The 17,052-nt window shown below is 58.4% G+C and carries 16 protein-coding genes; 12 read left to right on the top strand and 4 right to left on the bottom strand.

Translation table 11 applies throughout. The features are described 5' to 3' along the window. The 6 genes from ASF13_RS19820 to ASF13_RS19795 all read left to right on the top strand — a co-directional run. Positions 1-669, top strand: a 669-nt coding sequence (locus ASF13_RS19820; protein WP_156365626.1) for an AAA family ATPase, incomplete at its 5' end; no start/stop codon positions are given. A 191-nt stretch (positions 670-860) separates the two neighbouring features. Beyond that, positions 861-3,215, top strand: coding sequence for an endopeptidase La (gene lon, locus ASF13_RS19815; RefSeq protein ID WP_056240528.1), 2,355 nt, complete (start codon positions 861-863; stop codon positions 3,213-3,215). Positions 3,216-3,437: 222 nt separating this feature from the next. Further along, positions 3,438-3,710 (top strand): nucleoid-associated protein HU-beta, encoded by a 273-nt coding sequence (gene hupB / locus ASF13_RS19810; protein WP_056240526.1) that lies wholly within the window; start codon positions 3,438-3,440, stop codon positions 3,708-3,710. Between the two features lie 333 nt (positions 3,711-4,043). Next, on the top strand, positions 4,044-5,915 hold the full coding sequence (ppiD, locus tag ASF13_RS19805; RefSeq protein WP_056240523.1) for a peptidylprolyl isomerase: 1,872 nt from the start codon (positions 4,044-4,046) through the stop codon (positions 5,913-5,915). Between the two features lie 139 nt (positions 5,916-6,054). Next, complete coding sequence (locus ASF13_RS19800) at positions 6,055-6,420, top strand: helix-hairpin-helix domain-containing protein (RefSeq protein ID WP_056240520.1); 366 nt, start codon at positions 6,055-6,057, stop codon at positions 6,418-6,420. A 106-nt stretch (positions 6,421-6,526) separates the two neighbouring features. Continuing rightward, the gene (locus tag ASF13_RS19795; protein WP_056240516.1) at positions 6,527-6,925 is read left to right on the top strand and encodes a thioesterase family protein; all 399 of its coding nucleotides are present in this window, start codon (positions 6,527-6,529) and stop codon (positions 6,923-6,925) included. Between the two features lie 153 nt (positions 6,926-7,078). Here the strand turns inward: ASF13_RS19795 and queC are convergent, their stop codons facing one another. Next, complete coding sequence (gene queC / locus ASF13_RS19790; RefSeq protein WP_056240513.1) at positions 7,079-7,783, bottom strand: 7-cyano-7-deazaguanine synthase QueC; 705 nt, start codon at positions 7,781-7,783, stop codon at positions 7,079-7,081. A 13-nt stretch (positions 7,784-7,796) separates the two neighbouring features. After that, a complete protein-coding gene (locus tag ASF13_RS19785) occupies positions 7,797-8,762 on the bottom strand; it encodes a DMT family transporter (protein ID WP_156365625.1) in 966 nt (321 codons plus the stop codon). 94 nt (positions 8,763-8,856) lie between these two features. On the opposite strand from ASF13_RS19785, the gene ASF13_RS19780 reads away from it, so the two are divergent. From ASF13_RS19780 to amtB, 5 genes are all read left to right on the top strand, one after another. Beyond that, positions 8,857-9,330: an Lrp/AsnC family transcriptional regulator gene (locus ASF13_RS19780; protein ID WP_056240509.1), complete on the top strand. Its 474-nt coding sequence runs from the start codon at positions 8,857-8,859 to the stop codon at positions 9,328-9,330. Between the two features lie 44 nt (positions 9,331-9,374). After that, positions 9,375-11,147 carry a SmdA family multidrug ABC transporter permease/ATP-binding protein gene (locus ASF13_RS19775; protein WP_056240506.1) on the top strand — a complete coding sequence of 591 codons (1,773 nt, stop codon included), beginning with the start codon at positions 9,375-9,377 and terminating at the stop codon, positions 11,145-11,147. Beyond that, on the top strand, positions 11,137-12,900 hold the full coding sequence (locus tag ASF13_RS19770) for a SmdB family multidrug efflux ABC transporter permease/ATP-binding protein (RefSeq protein WP_056240504.1): 1,764 nt from the start codon (positions 11,137-11,139) through the stop codon (positions 12,898-12,900). Before ASF13_RS19775 ends, ASF13_RS19770 begins: the two co-directional genes overlap by 11 nt. A gap of 268 nt (positions 12,901-13,168) precedes the next feature. After that, positions 13,169-13,507: a P-II family nitrogen regulator gene (gene glnK, locus ASF13_RS19765; protein WP_056240502.1), complete on the top strand. Its 339-nt coding sequence runs from the start codon at positions 13,169-13,171 to the stop codon at positions 13,505-13,507. Between the two features lie 34 nt (positions 13,508-13,541). Next, complete coding sequence (amtB, locus tag ASF13_RS19760; protein WP_056240580.1) at positions 13,542-14,828, top strand: ammonium transporter AmtB; 1,287 nt, start codon at positions 13,542-13,544, stop codon at positions 14,826-14,828. A 92-nt stretch (positions 14,829-14,920) separates the two neighbouring features. Here the strand turns inward: amtB and tesB are convergent, their stop codons facing one another. Further along, on the bottom strand, positions 14,921-15,784 hold the full coding sequence (gene tesB, locus ASF13_RS19755; protein WP_056240499.1) for an acyl-CoA thioesterase II: 864 nt from the start codon (positions 15,782-15,784) through the stop codon (positions 14,921-14,923). 224 nt (positions 15,785-16,008) lie between these two features. Here tesB and ASF13_RS19750 point away from each other — a divergent pair, with 224 nt between their 5' ends. Continuing rightward, complete coding sequence (locus ASF13_RS19750) at positions 16,009-16,566, top strand: YbaY family lipoprotein (protein WP_056240487.1); 558 nt, start codon at positions 16,009-16,011, stop codon at positions 16,564-16,566. 48 nt (positions 16,567-16,614) lie between these two features. Here the strand turns inward: ASF13_RS19750 and ASF13_RS19745 are convergent, their stop codons facing one another. Continuing rightward, entirely contained in the window at positions 16,615-16,929 is a 315-nt protein-coding gene (locus ASF13_RS19745; protein ID WP_056240485.1) for an MGMT family protein, read from the bottom strand. Positions 16,930-17,052: the final 123 nt, after the last annotated feature.

Raw genomic sequence — 17,052 nt, 5'->3', positions numbered from 1 at the left:
TCCGGTGAGGGCGTGCAGCAGGCGCTGCTGAAGCTGATCGAAGGCACGGTGGCCGCGGTGCCGCCGCAGGGCGGGCGCAAGCATCCGCAGCAGGAGTTTCTGCAGGTCGACACCTCGAAAATYCTGTTTATCTGCGGCGGCGCGTTTGCCGGCCTGGATAAGGTGGTCTCGCAGCGCGTGGACACCGGTTCCGGCATCGGCTTTGGCGCYACGGTGAAGGGCAAGGCGGAGAAGGCGACGGAAGGGGAGCTGCTGGCGCAGGTTGAGCCGGAGGACCTGATCAAGTTCGGCCTGATCCCTGAGTTTATCGGYCGTCTGCCGGTGGTGGCGACGCTGACCGAACTGAGCGAAGACGCGCTGATCCAGATCCTGCGCGAGCCGAARAACGCGYTGACCAAGCAGTACCAGGCGCTGTTTAACCTGGAAGGCGTGGACCTCGAGTTCCGTGACGAGGCGCTGAACGCCATCGCGAAGAAGGCGATGTCGCGTAAGACCGGCGCCCGTGGCCTGCGTTCGATTGTCGAAGCCGCGCTGCTGGACACCATGTACGATCTGCCGTCGCTGGACGGTGTGGAGAAAGTGGTGGTGGATGAGTCGGTTATTGACGGCAACGGCGCGCCGAAGCTGATTTATGGTCAGCAGGAAGCGCAGCAGGCTTCTGGTGAATAAATAACCAAATCATTCCAGTTAGTTATCTTAAAAGGGGGAAAATGTTCCCCCTTTTACTTTTCTCGTTACCCCAACGTTGAATCTGTTCCGCTCATCCCCATATACTCAAATACCTGTGGGTAAAACTACACCTTTTCTCATTGATGTGGTTCCCCCACACCCTGGCGGAAATTAAACTAAGAGAGAGCTCTATGAATCCTGAGCGTTCTGAACGCATTGAAATCCCTGTGTTGCCGTTGCGTGACGTAGTGGTTTATCCGCACATGGTCATTCCGTTGTTCGTGGGTCGTGAAAAGTCTATTCGCTGCCTTGAAGCCGCCATGGATCATGATAAAAAGATCATGCTGGTCGCTCAGAAAGAAGCTTCAACGGATGAACCGGGTATTAACGATCTGTTTTCAGTCGGGACCGTCGCCTCCATTCTGCAGATGCTGAAGCTGCCGGACGGTACGGTAAAAGTGCTGGTGGAAGGTTTACAGCGTGCGCACATCACCACCTTAGCTGACAACGGCGACCACTTTACCGCTCAGGCTGAATACCTGGCGTCGCCGGAGATTGAAGAACGTGAGCAGGAAGTGCTGGTACGCACGGCGATCAATCAGTTTGAAGGCTATATCAAACTGAATAAAAAGATCCCGCCGGAAGTCCTGACTTCGCTCAACAGCATTGACGATGCCGCGCGCCTGGCAGATACCGTGGCGGCGCATATGCCACTGAAGCTGGCAGATAAGCAGTCGGTGCTGGAAATGTATGACGTCAACGAGCGTCTGGAATACCTGATGGCGATGATGGAATCGGAAATCGACCTGCTGCAGGTTGAGAAACGTATCCGTAACCGCGTCAAAAAGCAGATGGAAAAAAGCCAGCGCGAGTACTACCTCAACGAGCAGATGAAGGCGATTCAGAAAGAGCTCGGCGAGATGGACGATGCGCCGGACGAAAATGAAGCGCTGAAGCGTAAAATCGACGCGGCTAAAATGCCGAAAGAAGCGCATGAGAAAGCCGAAGCCGAACTGCAGAAACTGAAGATGATGTCGCCGATGTCCGCCGAGGCGACCGTCGTCCGCGGCTATATCGAGTGGATGGTGCAGGTACCCTGGAACGCGCGCAGCAAGGTCAAAAAGGACCTGGTTAAGGCGCAGGAAACGCTGGATACCGACCATTTCGGTCTGGAACGCGTCAAGGATCGCATCCTTGAGTATTTGGCGGTTCAAAGCCGCGTCAGCAAAATTAAAGGACCGATCCTCTGCCTGGTCGGGCCTCCGGGCGTCGGTAAAACCTCGCTCGGCCAGTCGATTGCTAAAGCCACCGGGCGTAAGTACGTACGTATGGCGCTGGGCGGCGTGCGTGATGAAGCTGAAATTCGCGGCCACCGTCGTACCTATATTGGTTCGATGCCGGGCAAGCTGATCCAAAAAATGGCTAAGGTTGGGGTGAAAAACCCGCTGTTCCTGCTGGATGAGATCGACAAGATGTCTTCGGACATGCGTGGCGATCCGGCATCGGCGCTGCTGGAGGTGTTAGATCCTGAGCAGAACATCGCTTTTAACGATCACTATCTGGAAGTGGATTACGATCTCTCCGACGTGATGTTTGTGGCGACCTCTAACTCGATGAACATCCCGGCACCGCTGCTGGACCGTATGGAAGTGATCCGTCTTTCTGGTTACACCGAAGATGAAAAGCTGAACATTGCTAAACAGCACCTGTTACCAAAGCAGATCGAGCGTAATGCTCTCAAGCCGAGCGAGCTGACGGTCGATGACAGCGCGATTGTGGGCATCATCCGTTACTACACACGGGAAGCGGGCGTGCGTAGCCTCGAGCGCGAACTCTCCAAGCTGTGCCGTAAAGCGGTGAAGTCGCTGCTGATGGACAAAAAGCTGAAGCACATTGAGATCAACGGCGACAACCTGAAAGATTTCCTTGGCGTGCAGCGTTTCGACTACGGCCGTGCCGACACGGAAAACCGCGTCGGTCAGGTCACCGGCCTGGCGTGGACCGAAGTGGGCGGCGATCTGCTGACCATCGAAACCGCCTGCGTACCGGGTAAGGGCAAGCTGACCTATACCGGCTCGCTGGGCGAAGTAATGCAGGAGTCAATTCAGGCTGCGCTGACCGTGGTGCGCGCACGTGCGGAGAAGCTGGGCATTAACGGCGACTTCTACGAGAAACGCGACATCCACGTGCACGTGCCTGAAGGGGCAACGCCGAAAGATGGTCCGAGCGCCGGTATTGCGATGTGCACCGCGCTGGTTTCCTGCCTGACCGGTAACCCGGTGCGTTCCGACGTGGCGATGACCGGTGAGATCACCCTGCGGGGCCAGGTACTGCCAATCGGTGGCCTGAAGGAAAAACTGCTGGCGGCGCACCGTGGCGGCATCAAAACCGTGCTGATCCCGGATGAAAACAAGCGCGATCTGGAAGAGATCCCGGATAACGTGATTGCCGATCTGGTGATTCATCCGGTTAAGCGCATCGAGGAAGTGCTGGCGCTGGCGCTGCAGAATGAACCGTCCGGCATCCAGGTTGTGACCGCCAAATAGTGATTTAAGGCGAAATCAGATAAAAACCCAGGCTGGCAGGTGAATTGGTACTTGCCAGCTTTTTTTTGTGCCGCTAATTTAGATCCCGATTCAGCCAGTGGCGGCAGGATGCGGGCCGTCGCGGTGCGATAATCTGGGGCTAACAGCCATAATCAATGAGAGCACCTGAATGCCAGGCACTGCGCCGGTTCAGAATGTGAAAATAAACGTGGGGATGATTAAGTGAATAAGTCACAGTTGATCGACAGTATTGCTGCCAACGCGGATATCTCTAAAGCGGCCGCCGGACGTGTATTAGACGCTTTTATCGCTTCAGTAACTGAATCTCTGCAGGCTGGTGATGAAGTGGCGCTGGTTGGTTTTGGTACCTTCTCCGTGCGTGAGCGTGCCGAGCGTACCGGTCGTAACCCACAGACGGGTAAAGAGATCACCATTGCTGCGGGTAAAGTCCCGGGCTTCCGCGCCGGTAAAGCGCTGAAAGATGCCGTGAACTAAATTCCCAACGGTTTCACACTGCGTGGGCTCGCTGGATCCCAGCAGTCTGAAACCGGCCGGGTAAACGCGCTGAATGATGACGAAAGCAGTTTTCTTTGGCGGAGTGAGGATCGGCGAGCCGTTCTCATGTAACATACGGGCACATCAGCAAAAGGATGTGCCTTTTTTTATTTTTCAGGGACAAACGCCGCGGGCGGTTGTCTGAAGGATGTAACTCCGCTGGGTTTCCGGCTTTACCGGAGTTGCAGTAATGCACCGGCGTTGCACGTCCCCAGGAACCCGGGATGAACGCGCAAGGTTTACATTCATATTACAGCGGAGTGTTGTCACACCATGATGGACAATTTACGCGCGGCGTCGAACCATGTCGTGCTCAAAATTATACTGGGTCTGATTATCCTGTCTTTCGTCCTGACCGGCGTGGGCGGTTACCTGACCGGTGGTGGCGGTGATTACGCTGCCAAAGTGAACGGTGATGAAATCAGCCGTGTTCAGCTCGAGCAGGCGTTCAGCAATGAACGTGCGCGTCAGCAGCAGATGCTGGGCGAGCAGTTCTCTGCGCTGGCCGGCAATGAAGGCTATCTGCAGCAGATGCGTCAGCAGGCGCTGTCCCAGCTGATTGATGAGCTGTTGCTGGATCAGTATGCCAAATCGCTGCATCTGGCGATTAGCGACGAGCAGATTAAGCAGGCCATCTTCAGCCAGCCCGCGTTCCAGACCGACGGTAAGTTTGATAATGCCAAATATCTGGCGCTGATCGGCAACATGGGCTTTACCGCCGATCGCTATGCTCAGGCGCTGCGCAAGCAGCTGACCACTCAGCAGCTGATTAAATCGGTAACCGGTACGGACTTCGTGCTGGGTAACGAAGGCGATGCGCTGGCCGCGCTGGTCTCTCAGCAGCGCCTGGTGCGCGAGGTGACCATCAACGTCGATGCGCTGACCGCGAAACAGAGCGTTACCGCAGACGAAATCAATAACTACTATCAGCAGAATAAAAACAGCTTTATGACGCCTGAGCAGTTCCGCGTCAGCTACATCAAACTGGATGCCGCCAGCCTGCAGAAGCCGGTGACCGAGAGCGATATCCAGGGCTGGTATGACAGCCATCAGCAGGATTACACCCAGCCACAGCGTAATCGCTACAGCATCATTCAGACCAAAACCGAAGCGGACGCCGAGGCGGTGCTGAAAGCGCTGAAAGAGGGTGGTGATTTTGCCGCGCTGGCCAAAGAGAAGTCGGTTGACCCTATCTCTGCCCGTAACGGCGGCGACATGGGCTGGCTGGAACCAGAAACCACCCCGGATGAGCTGAAAGGTGCCGACCTGAAAGAGAAAGGCCAGCTGTCCGGTGCGATCAAATCTTCCGTGGGTTACATCGTTGCCCGTCTGGATGACATCAAGCCGCAGCAGGTGAAAACGCTGGCCGAGGTGCATGATGCGATTGCGGCGAAGGTGAAGCAGGAAAACGCCATCGATGCTTACTTCAAGCTGCAGCAGAAAGTCAGCGATGCCGCCAGTAACGATACCGAATCCCTGGCCAGCGCAGAGCAGGCTGGCGGTGTGAAAGCGGTGGAAACCGACTGGTTTAGTCATGACAATCTGCCCAACGAGCTGAACTTCAAGCCGGTGCAGGAGGCAATCTTTAGCGGTAACCTTGGCGGCAACGACGGTGCCCCAGGCCGTAACTCCGACGTCATCACCGTTGATGGCGACCGTGCGTTTGTCCTGCGCATCAGCGCGCACAAGCCTGAAGCGGCAAAAGCGCTGGCTGATGTGACCGCGCAGATTACCGATACGCTTAAGCTGCAGAAAGCCCAGGCAGAAGCGAAAGCGCAGGCCGATAAGCTGCTGGCCGAGCTAAAAGCCGGTAAGGGTGATGCGGCGCTGAAGGCGGCGGGTCTGAACTTCGGTGAGCAGAAAACGCTGGCGCGTACCGACCAGAGCCCGCTGACGCAGGCGGCCTTTGCGCTGCCGCTGCCGGCGGAAGGGAAAGTCTCTTACGGCGTGAGCGAAGATATGCAGGGCAATGTGGTGCTGCTGGCGCTGGATAAAGTCCAGAGCGGCAACCTGCAGGAGGCGCAGAAGACCGCGCTGATTCAGGGCGTGACGCAGAACAACGCGCAGATCGCCTTTGAAGCGCTGATGAGCAACCTGCGTAAAGAGGCGAAAATCAAGTACGGCGCAGCGGCGCAGGCGCAGTAAGCCTCGCAATTTAACTGCAACCGACTGCAACAACAAAGGCCGCTTATGCGGCCTTTTCCATTTTTGAAACCTGTCGTTTGCAGCCCTTTTTTTCCCGCCGTAACCTCGCCTTGCTGTCAAACACAAGGAGAAAACAGCGATGATTAAATCAGTTATACAGGCCGCGTCACTGGCTCTGGCCATCGGGCTGAGCCTACCCGCCGTCGCCAGCTCATCCGTGGCGAAAGAGGGCAAAGCGGCAGTACAGATGGAAAAAGGTCCGGCCAGCACTGGCGGAGAGAAAAGCCCGCCAGTGGGGGAAAAAAGAGGGGAACAGGTGAGCATCAACAACGCAAGTGCTCAGGAGCTGGCGTCCGCGCTGAATGGCGTCGGGCTGAAGAAGGCGGAATCGATCGTTAGCTATCGCGAGAAGTACGGGCCTTTCAGCCAGCTTGAGCAGCTGAAAGAGGTGCCGGGAATGGGGAATGCCTTAGTCGAGCGCAACCTGTCGCGCATCAAACTGTGACCCATATCCAGAGTTGCTAAGCTGCTGCGGCGGCGGTATCACGTCGCTGCTATTCTGAAGAGGTCATACCAGTTGGTGTGGCCTTTTTTCACCCGGAGATCCGTTTATGCAGACCACCCTTAAAGTTCGTGGCTACCATCTTGATGTTTTTCAGCACGTCAACAACGCACGTTACCTGGAGTTCCTCGAAGAGGCGCGCTGGGCGTGGCTGGAGCAGATGGCCTCTTTCCACTGGCTGACCACCCACCATCTGGCCTTTATCGTGGTCAATATCAATATTAACTATCGCCGTCCGGCGGTGCTTGGCGACGTGCTCAATATCGACAGCCAGCTGCTGGAGCTGGGGGGAAAAAGCGGCGTAATCAGCCAGGCTATCACACTGCAGCCGACCGGCCTGGTGGTAGCGGATGCGCAGCTGACTTTTGTCTGTATCGATCTGCGTACCCAGAAAGCCCAGCCGCTGGAAGGGGAGTTAAAGCTGCGGCTGCAGGAGATGATGCTGTAAATCGCCAGGGGAGCAGTGTCCTGTTCTCCTGCATGAGCCTGAGCCTGAGCCTGAGCCTGAGCCAGGTACAGCTCTGCACAAGGTCAGGTCATGCTGGTTGATTAAAGCACTGCGTGAATGGCCACCAGACGCTGAGCAGGCTGGCGGCGCAGGCTAAGTCTTATCAGACGAGGCCGATTTCGCCTTCATCGCCTGCATCACCGCCGTTGGGTTCTGCTGATACTCGCGCAGGCCGTTGGCGCGCAGGTGGCAGGCGGCGCATTCGCCACAACCGTCGCCTTTGACCGCGTTATAGCAGGTCAGGGTCTCATTACGCACCAGCGGCAGCTGCTGCCAGTAGTCGGCCAGCGCCCAGGTCTCCGCCTTGTTCAGCCACATCAGCGGCGTTTCGAAGCGCACCTTGCGGGCCATACCCAGCGTGACCGCGTGGTTCAGCGCCTTTACAAACTCATCGCGGCAGTCGGGATAGCCGGAAAAATCGGTTTCACAGACGCCGGTAATCACCGCTTCCGCTTCCACCTGATACGCGTAAACGGCGGCGAGGGTCAGGAACAGGATATTGCGCCCCGGCACAAAGGTGCTCGGCAGGCCGCTGGCGTTGGGATCGTAAGCCGGTACCGGGATGTTGTCGCGGGTCAGGCTGCTGACCGCCAGCTCATTGAGCAGGGTGACGTCCAGCACCTTGTGCGCGCGTGCGCCGAGCTGCAGTGACAGCTGCTGCGCCACGTCGATCTCTGCGCGATGGCGCTGGCCGTAATCAAAGGTGACGCAGTGCACCTCGTCATACTGCTGTAACGCCTGAATCAGGCAGGTTGTTGAATCCTGCCCACCGCTGAATACCACTACTGCACGTTTCATACCGTTATCCCGTCTATTTTCTGCCGCTTAGTGTACTGCCTGCGTGAGCAGTTGGGTATTTTTTCGCGGCAGGCGGCCTGCCGAGTTTCGGCCCGCGGTACAGCGTGAGCAGCAGGCCAAGCAGGAACGGCAGCAGCAACAGCAGTGACTCCTTGCTGATGCTGCTGCCGCTGAACTGGTTCTCAACGGCGATGGCAATCAACGGAAACACCAGAAACACCAGCGAGGCCTGAAAGGGCCGTGCGTTCTGTTGCAGGGCAAAGTAACAGAGAATGCCAAACACCCCGGCGATGACCCCCAGCCACAGGATCGCCAGCAGCGCCTCTGGAGCCATGTTCTGCCAGTGCGGTGACTCGGCCAGCCCGGCCAGCGTCAGCAGCACCCCGGCCCCCAGACAGGGCAGGGCGTTGTAACTCAGCACTGAAATAGATGCGCAACGTTTTTTGCACTGTACGTACATCAAGGCGTGGATCAGCACCGCCGCGACCAGCGCCAGCATCCCCTTCATCTGGCTGCCGCCGCTGGCGTGGCTCTCATGCCACAGAATGGTGCTGAGCGCGCCGATGGCGATCAGCAGCCCGAGCAGTTGCTGCAGCGAGGTCCGCTCACGCAGAAACAGCAGCGAGGCGGCCAGCACCGCGGCCGGCATGGTGGCGAAGATAATCGCCGCCAGGCTGGAAGAGGTGTAGCGCTCGCCGTAGATCATCAGCGTAAAGGGAATGGCAAAGTAAAACAGCGTCACGCAAAGCTGAAAGCCGCGCTGGCCGGCCGGAAACAGCAGCGGCGCTTTGCGCCAGCGGGCCAGCAGCAGCAGGATCGGTGCCGCGCAAAGAAAGCGCAGGCCGGTAGCAAACACCGGCGGTACCGTCTGCACGGCAATTTTCATCGCCATCCAGGTGGTTCCCCAGGTCAGCGCCACGGCGGCAAACAGCGCGGCGATCAAAAGTTGTCGTTTCAGTTGGCTGGTCATCGCAGTCATCCTTGAGGTAAGAAGTCAGGAAACCAGATTAGCCAGTTAGCCGGGGAAAAGGTTACTATACTGATGCTCTGTTTTACTGTCTGTGGAGAAAATTATGCTACCTGAGTCGCTGGATAAAAAAGACCGTATGCTACTAAACCTGCTCCAGAAGGACTGTACGCTCTCTTTGCAGGCGCTGGCCGATGCGGTCAGTCTGACCACCACCCCCTGCTGGAAACGCTTGAAAAGGCTGGAGGATGAGGGCTATATTCGCGGCCGGGTTGCGCTGCTGGACGGTGAAAAGCTCGGACTGGGACTGACGGCGTTTGTGGTGATCAAAACGCAGAACCACAGTAGCAGCTGGTTTCAGCAGTTTGTCGCGCTGGTGCAGGCGATGCCGGAAGTGATGGGCTTTTACCGCATGGCGGGCGAGTACGACTATCTGATGCGCGTTCAGGTGGCGGATATGAAAAGTTACGATGCGTTCTACAAGCGGCTGGTCAACGGTATTCCCGGACTTACCGATGTGACTTCGAGTTTTGCCATGGAAGAGATAAAATACACCACCGCGCTGCCGGTCGCCCCGTAGCAGGCTGCCGTTCCCCTTTTCCGGTCAATAATCAGGATGTTTTTGTGCGACTTTTTAGCCAACTGAGCTGGTATTTTCTGCGTGAATGGCGCCGCTATCTGGGCGCAGTGTTGCTGCTGATCCTCATCGCGCTGCTGCAGCTGCTGCCACCGCGGGTGGTCGGCACGCTGGTCGACGGCGTCAGCCACCAACAGATGGGCCGCAGCGAGGTGCTGTGGTGGATTGCGGTGATGCTGATTACTGCGGTGGTGGTCTATCTGCTGCGTTACGTCTGGCGGGTGCTGCTGTTCGGAGCCTCTTATCAGCTGGCCGTCGAGCTGCGCGAAGACTTCTACCGTCAGCTCAGCCGCCAGCATCCTGAATTTTATCTGCGCCACCGCACCGGCGATCTGATCGCCCGCGCTACCAACGACGTGGATCGCGTGGTGTTTGCCGCCGGAGAGGGGGTGCTGACGCTGGTCGACTCGCTGGTGATGGGCTGCGCGGTGCTGATCGTGATGAGTACGCAAATCAGCTGGCAGCTCACGCTGCTGGCGCTGCTGCCGATGCCGGTGATGGCGCTGGTGATTAAGCGTTACGGTGACCAGCTGCACCAGCGTTTTAAGCTGGCGCAGGCCGCCTTTTCGTCACTGAACGATCAAACTCAGGAGAGCCTGACCAGCATCCGCATGATCAAAGCGTTCGGACTGGAAGACCGCCAGTCGGCGCAGTTCGCCGGGATTGCCCGCGACACCGGCGAGAAAAACCTGCGCGTGGCGCGGGTGGATGCCCGCTTTGATCCGACCATCTACGTGGCGATCGGCTTGTCTAACCTGCTGGCGATCGGCGGCGGTTGCTGGATGGTCTGGCACGGCAGCCTGACGCTCGGGCAGCTGACCAGCTTTGTTATGTACCTCGGGCTGATGATCTGGCCGATGCTGGCGCTGGCCTGGATGTTCAACATCGTTGAACGCGGCAGCGCCGCCTGGAGCCGCATCCAGTCGCTGCTGGCCGAAGCGCCGACCGTCACCGACGGCAGCGAAGTGGTGCCGGCCGGGCGCGGTCCACTGCAGATAGCTATGCGGGAATTTACCTATCCCGGGGCGAAAATCCCGGCTCTGCACGCGGTGACCACTCGCCTGCAGCCCGGCCAGATGCTCGGCCTGTGCGGCCCGACCGGTGCCGGGAAAAGTACCCTGCTGAGTCTGATTCAGCGCCATTTTGATAGCGATCAGGGGGAGATCCGCTATCACGATATTCCGCTGCCCCGGCTGCAGCTGGACGGCTGGCGTAGCCGGCTGGCGGTAGTCAGCCAGACGCCTTTCCTGTTCTCGGACACCGTAGCTAACAATATTGCCCTTGGCCGCCCCGGTGCGACGCAGAGCGACATCGAACAGGCCGCCAGGCTCGCCTCGGTGCATGATGACATTCTGCGCCTGCCGGGCGGCTATGAAACCGAAGTCGGCGAGCGTGGCGTGATGCTCTCCGGTGGCCAGAAGCAGCGCATTTCGATCGCCCGCGCGCTGCTGCTGGATGCGGAAATTTTGCTGCTGGACGACGCGCTGTCGGCGGTTGATGGGCGCACCGAGCACCAGATCCTGCACAACCTGCGCAGCTGGGGGCAGGGCCGTACGGTGATTATCAGCGCCCACCGGCTGTCGGCCCTGACCGAAGCCAGCGAAATTCTGGTCCTGCAACAGGGTAGGGTGGTCCAGCGTGGCGATCACCTGCAGCTGAGCGGTGAAGCCGGCTGGTATCGCGATATGTACCGCTATCAGCAGCTGGAAGCGGCGCTGGATGATGATGAAACCGAACAGGGGAACACAGATGGCGAGTAGCGCTCAGCTTTGGCCTACGCTGAAACGGCTGCTGGCCTACGGCGCACCGTGGCGTAAATCGCTCGGCCTCGCGGTGGGCATGCTGTGGATCGCGGCGGCGGCAGAGGTGCTTGGCCCGGTACTGGTCAGCTACTTTATTGACAATATGGTGGCGAAGCATCAGATGCCGCTGGGGCTGGCCGCCGGGCTGGTGGCCTGTTATCTGTTGCTGCAGCTGCTGGCGGCGGGGCTGCACTATGCGCAGGCGCTGCTGTTCAACCGGGCGGCGGTGGGGGTGGTCCAGCGTCTGCGCACCGACGTGATGGATGCCGCGCTGCGCCAGCCGCTGAGCGCGTTTGACACGCAACCGGTGGGCCAGATTATCTCCCGCGTCACTAACGATACCGAAGTGGTGCGCGATCTCTACGTCACCGTGGTGGCCACCGTGCTGCGCAGCGCAGCGCTGGTCGGGGCGATGCTGGTGGCGATGTTCAGCCTCGACTGGCGAATGGCGCTGGTGGCGATCGCTATTTTCCCGGCGGTACTGATAGTGATGCTGATTTACCAGCGCTACAGCACGCCGATCGTGCGGCGGGTGCGCAGCTACCTGGCAGACATCAACAACGGTTTTAACGAAGTGATTAACGGCATGAGCGTGATCCAGCAGTTCCGCCAGCAGGCGCGCTTTGGTGAACGGATCGGCGGCGCCAGCCGCTCGCACTACCTGGCCCGCATGCAGACGCTGAAGCTGGATGGGTTTCTGCTGCGCCCGCTGCTCAGCCTGTTCTCGGCGATGATCCTCTGTGGCCTGATGCTGCTTTTTGGCTTTTCGTCAGCCGGGTCGATTGAGGTGGGCGTGCTGTACGCGTTTATCAACTATCTTGGCCGCCTGAACGAGCCGTTAATCGAACTGACCACCCAGCAGTCAATGCTGCAGCAGGCGGTGGTCGCCGGTGAACGTATTTTTGAACTGATGGACGCGCCGCGCCAGCCTTATGGTGACGATTCGCGGCCGCTGATCAGCGGACGCATTGATATCGAGGGGCTGACCTTTGCTTACCAGCCCGGACGACCGGTGCTGCATGATATCGATTTGCAGGTCGAAGGGCGGCATTTTGTCGCGCTGGTCGGGCATACCGGCAGCGGTAAAAGCACCCTTGCCAGCCTGCTGATGGGCTACTATCCGCTGGAGCAGGGCGACATTCGCCTCGACGGCCGTCCGCTCGCCTCCCTCAGCCACGGCGTGCTGCGCGATGGCGTGGCGATGGTGCAGCAGGATCCGGTGGTGCTGGCGGACACCTTCTTCGCTAACGTTACCCTCGGGCGTGATATCAGTGAGGAGGCGGTGTGGCAGGCGCTGGAAACGGTGCAGCTGGCGACGCTGGCCCGCAGCATGCCCGGGGGGATCCACAGCCGGCTGGGCGAGCAGGGCAACAACCTGTCGGTGGGGCAGAAGCAGCTGCTGGCGCTGGCACGGGTGCTGGTGGCCACCCCTAAAATTCTGATCCTCGATGAAGCCACGGCCAATATTGACTCCGGTACCGAACAGGCGATTCAGAGCGCACTGCGGGCGGTGCGGCGGCACACCACGCTGGTGGTCATCGCCCACCGGCTTTCCACTATCACCGAAGCCGACACCATTCTGGTGCTGCATCGCGGGCAGGCCGTGGAGCGAGGCAGCCATGAGCAGCTGCTGGCTGCCGAAGGACGTTACTGGCAGATGTATCAGCTGCAGCTGGCCGGTGAAGAGCTGGCGGCCGCTAACGCCCTGTGAGGGGGCGTTGGCGTTGCACCATCAGCAGGCGAAAAAATAGCCATTACCCCATCAATGCACTGGTCTAAAGCATAACGCACCGTTCTGGTGCGTTTTTTTTGAGCAACTGACTCAGTGACGCATTCTCTCCGCCGCCATAGACCCTGACCAGGCTGTTTGCTACGCCCAATCCTCCAGATATTTCTGATTTTCAACTGTTGGCATAGCCTTTGCTTAGTTAAAAGCGTGTCTGACAAACAAACAATTTCTAATTGCCGGAGGGGATCGAATGAAACTGGTTACCGTGGTCATCAAACCGTTCAAGCTGGAAGACGTCCGGGAAGCGCTGTCGTCTATCGGCATTCAGGGGCTGACCGTTACCGAAGTAAAAGGGTTTGGCCGTCAGAAAGGGCATGCGGAGCTGTATCGTGGCGCAGAGTACAGCGTGAACTTCCTGCCGAAAGTGAAAATTGACGTGGCGATCGCTGACGATCAGATTGATGAAGTGGTTGATGTGATCAGCAAAGCGGCCTACACCGGCAAAATCGGCGACGGTAAGATCTTCGTTGCCGAGCTGCAGCGGGTGATCCGCATCCGTACCGGTGAAACCGACGAAGCCGCCCTGTAAGTCCTGGCTAAACATTGTGATGGGAAAAGATAAAATGAAAAAACTTGCTCAGTTTGGCCTTGCCGGCATCGCCGCGTTACCGTCGCTGGCCTTCGCCGCCGCTCCGGCGGTTGCGGACAAAGCGGACAACGCCTTTATGATGATTTGCACCGCGCTGGTGCTGTTTATGACTATACCCGGCATTGCGCTGTTTTACGGCGGCCTGATCCGTGCCAAGAACGTACTGTCACTACTGACCCAGGTGGCGATGACTTTTGCTATCGTCTGCGTGCTGTGGCTGGTTTACGGTTACTCCCTCGCCTTCAGCGAAGGGAACGCCTTCTTCGGCAGCTTTAACTGGGCAATGCTGAAAGGCATCACGCCGACGGAAGTGATGGGGTCTTACTATCAGTACATCCACGTGGCTTTCCAGGCTTCATTTGCCTGTATCACCGTGGGCCTGATCGTTGGCGCTATCGCCGAACGTATTCGCTTCTCAGCCCTGCTGATCTTTGTGGTGATCTGGCTGACCTTCGCCTACCTGCCGATTGCGCACATGGTGTGGGCGGGTGGTTACCTGGCGCTGGACGGCGCGCTGGACTTCGCCGGCGGTACCGTCGTGCACATTAACGCCGCGGTGGCTGGTCTGGTTGGTGCCTATCTGCTGGGTAAACGTGCCGGGTTTGGTAAAGAAGCCTTCAAGCCGCACAACCTGCCGATGGTGTTCACCGGTACGGCGATCCTTTACTTTGGCTGGTTCGGTTTCAACGCCGGCTCTGCCGGTACCGCTAACGAAATCGCCGGCCTGGCGTTCCTCAATACCGTTATCGCTACCGCCGGCGCAATGCTGAGCTGGACCTTTGGTGAGTGGGCGCTGCGCGGTAAGCCTTCACTGCTGGGCGTCAGCTCCGGTGTGATTGCGGGTCTGGTGGGCATTACCCCGGCCTGTGGTTATGTCGGCGTGGGCGGTGCGCTGATTATCGGTGTGGTCGCTGGCCTGGGCGGCATCTGGGGCGTCACCACCCTGAAGAAATGGCTGCGCGTGGATGACCCATGCGACGTGTTCGGTGTGCACGGCGTCTGCGGTATTATCGGCTGCCTGCTGACCGGCGTATTCGCCTCCTCCTCTCTGGGCGGCGTCGGTTATGCGGAAGGCGTGACCATGGGCCATCAGGTGTGGGTACAGCTGTTCAGCGTGCTGGTCACCATCGTCTGGACCGCGGTCGTCGCCTTTATCGGTTTCAAAGTGGCAGACATGATTGTTGGATTGCGCGTGCCGGAAGAGCAGGAGCGTGAAGGTCTGGACGTCAACAGCCACGGCGAGAATGCCTACAACCAGTAAGTTTTCTCATGCAGTAACGTGATTGAAAAGAAGGGTAGTGCGCTAAAATAATAAGCATGACGGCGGGCCGAGTGGCCCGCCTTTTTTTTGCTTTACGGCTGGCGCTGGCGGATCACGCCCTCCTGCACGGTTGAGGCAACCAGCGTGCCCTGCTGATTGTAGAATTCTCCGCGCACAAACCCGCGGGCGGCGGAAGCGGAGGTACTCTCAATGCTGTACAGCAGCCAGTCGTTGAGATCGAAAGGCCGGTGGAACCACATTGAGTGATCGATGGTGGCCACCTGCATACCCGGCTCCAGGAAGCCTTTGCCATGCGGCTGGAGGGAAACCGGCAGGAAGTTGGAATCCGACACATAGCCAAGCAGGTATTGATGGATGCGGCTGTCCTGCGGCATCGGGCCGTTGGCGCGGATCCACAGCTGGCGTACCGGTTCATCCACATGCCCCTGCAGCGGATTATGGAAGGTCACCGGACGGATCTCGAACGGCTTCTCCGCGAGGAATTTATCGCGCATGCTGGCCGGGATCAGATGCGCCAGACGGGTAGCAATCTCATGCTCGGAGGGCAGGTTGTCCGGGCCGCTAACCACAGGCATGGTTTTCTGATGCTCGAAACCGCTTTCCGGCCCCTGGAACGAGGCGGTCATATAGAAGATCGGTTTGCCGTTCTGCACGGCTTTCACCCGGCGGGCGCTAAAACTCTGCCCGTCACGCAGGTTTTCCACATCGTAGATTATTGCCTTCTGGCTGTCGCCGGGGCGCAGAAAATAGCTGTGAAACGAGTGGATGCTGCGTTCGGGCGGCACGGTCTGCTTGGCCGCGTACAGCGCCTGTCCGACCACCTGGCCACCGAATACCTGGCGCAGACCCAGATCTTCACTTTGCCCGCGGAACAACCCTTCTTCCAGGCTTTCCAGATTCAGCAGATTTAACAGATTTTGTAACGCCAGGCTCATAGACGGCTTCCTCAGTAGTCGGATCGCTGACAGTTTGCGAGATCCGACCAGTTAGCGTCAACGATTGTTTGTGGCAATTGGCGGTCCTGAGTGAAATGTAACAAACGGGAGGTCTCCAGGAAATTTTCAGCAACTTGTGCCAGAATTAAATTCAGAAGAACAGCTATGATCTGTTTTCACGCGGCAGTATGCGCCGCAGGCATTGATTTAAGGAGAAACTATCAATGAAACTCTGGCATGTAGTTAGCACCGCTGCGCTGGTCGCGGCTATCGCGGGTTGTGCAGATAAAAGTAGGGATATTGCAACACCGACGCTGGGATCTCAGGTTCAGGGACAGCAGACGGCAATTCAACAGCCTAACGTGAGCGGTACGGTGTGGATCCGCCAAAAGATTGCGCTGCCGCCGAACGCGGTGCTTACCGTAACCCTGTCGGACGCGTCGCTGGCGGATGCACCGTCTAAGGTGCTCTCACAGCAGGTTAACCGTACGGATGGCAAACAGGCCCCGTTCCAGTTTGTACTGCCGTTTAACCCGGCGGAGATCCAGCCTAACGCGCGCATTCTGCTGAGTGCTGCGGTCACCGTTGACGGTAAAATGGTATTTATCACCGACAACGTGAAGCAGGTGATCACCAGCGGTGGCACCCGTCAGGATCTGACGCTGGTTCCGGTGCCGTCCGTACCTGTCAACACCCAGAGTGGGGCGACGTCCACCGTGCCAACGACTTCCCCGACCATGCTGACCCCGTCGTCCGCCGTTCCGGCCCCGACATCGCTGTAATCCATCGCGGCTAACGCCTTATTGCAACGCCCCTGATGGGGCGTTTTTTTATGGCTGCCAGCGGAAGCGGTGCAAATCAATAATACCGTCCGCCGATACCTCAACGCCTTCCTCCATTAGTGCCTGGCGCTGCCGGTTGAGGTCGTCACCTGCCAGCGAAATGGCGCCATTGCGGTTAACCACGCGGTACCAGGGGAGTTTACTGCCTGCAGGCAAACGTTTCAGCACGCCACCGACCTGACGCGCAGCGCGCGGGGATCCGGCCAGATGGGCAATCTCACCGTAGGTTGTCACCCGGCCGAAAGGAATAGCGGCCACAATTTGATAGACACGGTGTTGAAAGCTGTCGTGGGGGGCGGTCATGACACGATTCTCATGGTGGAAACAACAGCAACGATAAACCATCGCCTGCGGCTACGCCAGGCTACCCTGAAGTAATAACGCGCAACCTAAGGATGAATCGCGGTTAATTGCGCAAGAAAACAA

This window comes from Erwinia sp. Leaf53 (assembly GCF_001422605.1).
Lineage (GTDB): Bacteria > Pseudomonadota > Gammaproteobacteria > Enterobacterales > Enterobacteriaceae > Erwinia.
This window is presented reverse-complemented; position numbering and strand designations above follow the sequence as displayed.

Bases quoted from the DNA above. Each gene is read 5' to 3' on its own strand.
- ASF13_RS19745 (WP_056240485.1), bottom strand. From the start codon at position 16,929: ATGACCGCCCCCCACGACAGCTTTCAACACCGTGTCTATCAAATTGTG.
- lon (WP_056240528.1), top strand. From the start codon at position 861: ATGAATCCTGAGCGTTCTGAACGCATTGAAATCCCTGTGTTGCCGTTG.
- ASF13_RS19770 (WP_056240504.1), top strand. From the start codon at position 11,137: ATGGCGAGTAGCGCTCAGCTTTGGCCTACGCTGAAACGGCTGCTGGCC.
- queC (WP_056240513.1), bottom strand. From the start codon at position 7,783: ATGAAACGTGCAGTAGTGGTATTCAGCGGTGGGCAGGATTCAACAACC.
- ASF13_RS19795 (WP_056240516.1), top strand. From the start codon at position 6,527: ATGCAGACCACCCTTAAAGTTCGTGGCTACCATCTTGATGTTTTTCAG.
- ASF13_RS19750 (WP_056240487.1), top strand. From the start codon at position 16,009: ATGAAACTCTGGCATGTAGTTAGCACCGCTGCGCTGGTCGCGGCTATC.
- ASF13_RS19780 (WP_056240509.1), top strand. From the start codon at position 8,857: ATGCTACCTGAGTCGCTGGATAAAAAAGACCGTATGCTACTAAACCTG.
- ppiD (WP_056240523.1), top strand. From the start codon at position 4,044: ATGATGGACAATTTACGCGCGGCGTCGAACCATGTCGTGCTCAAAATT.
- amtB (WP_056240580.1), top strand. From the start codon at position 13,542: ATGAAAAAACTTGCTCAGTTTGGCCTTGCCGGCATCGCCGCGTTACCG.
- ASF13_RS19800 (WP_056240520.1), top strand. From the start codon at position 6,055: ATGATTAAATCAGTTATACAGGCCGCGTCACTGGCTCTGGCCATCGGG.
- ASF13_RS19785 (WP_156365625.1), bottom strand. From the start codon at position 8,762: ATGACTGCGATGACCAGCCAACTGAAACGACAACTTTTGATCGCCGCG.
- tesB (WP_056240499.1), bottom strand. From the start codon at position 15,784: ATGAGCCTGGCGTTACAAAATCTGTTAAATCTGCTGAATCTGGAAAGC.
- glnK (WP_056240502.1), top strand. From the start codon at position 13,169: ATGAAACTGGTTACCGTGGTCATCAAACCGTTCAAGCTGGAAGACGTC.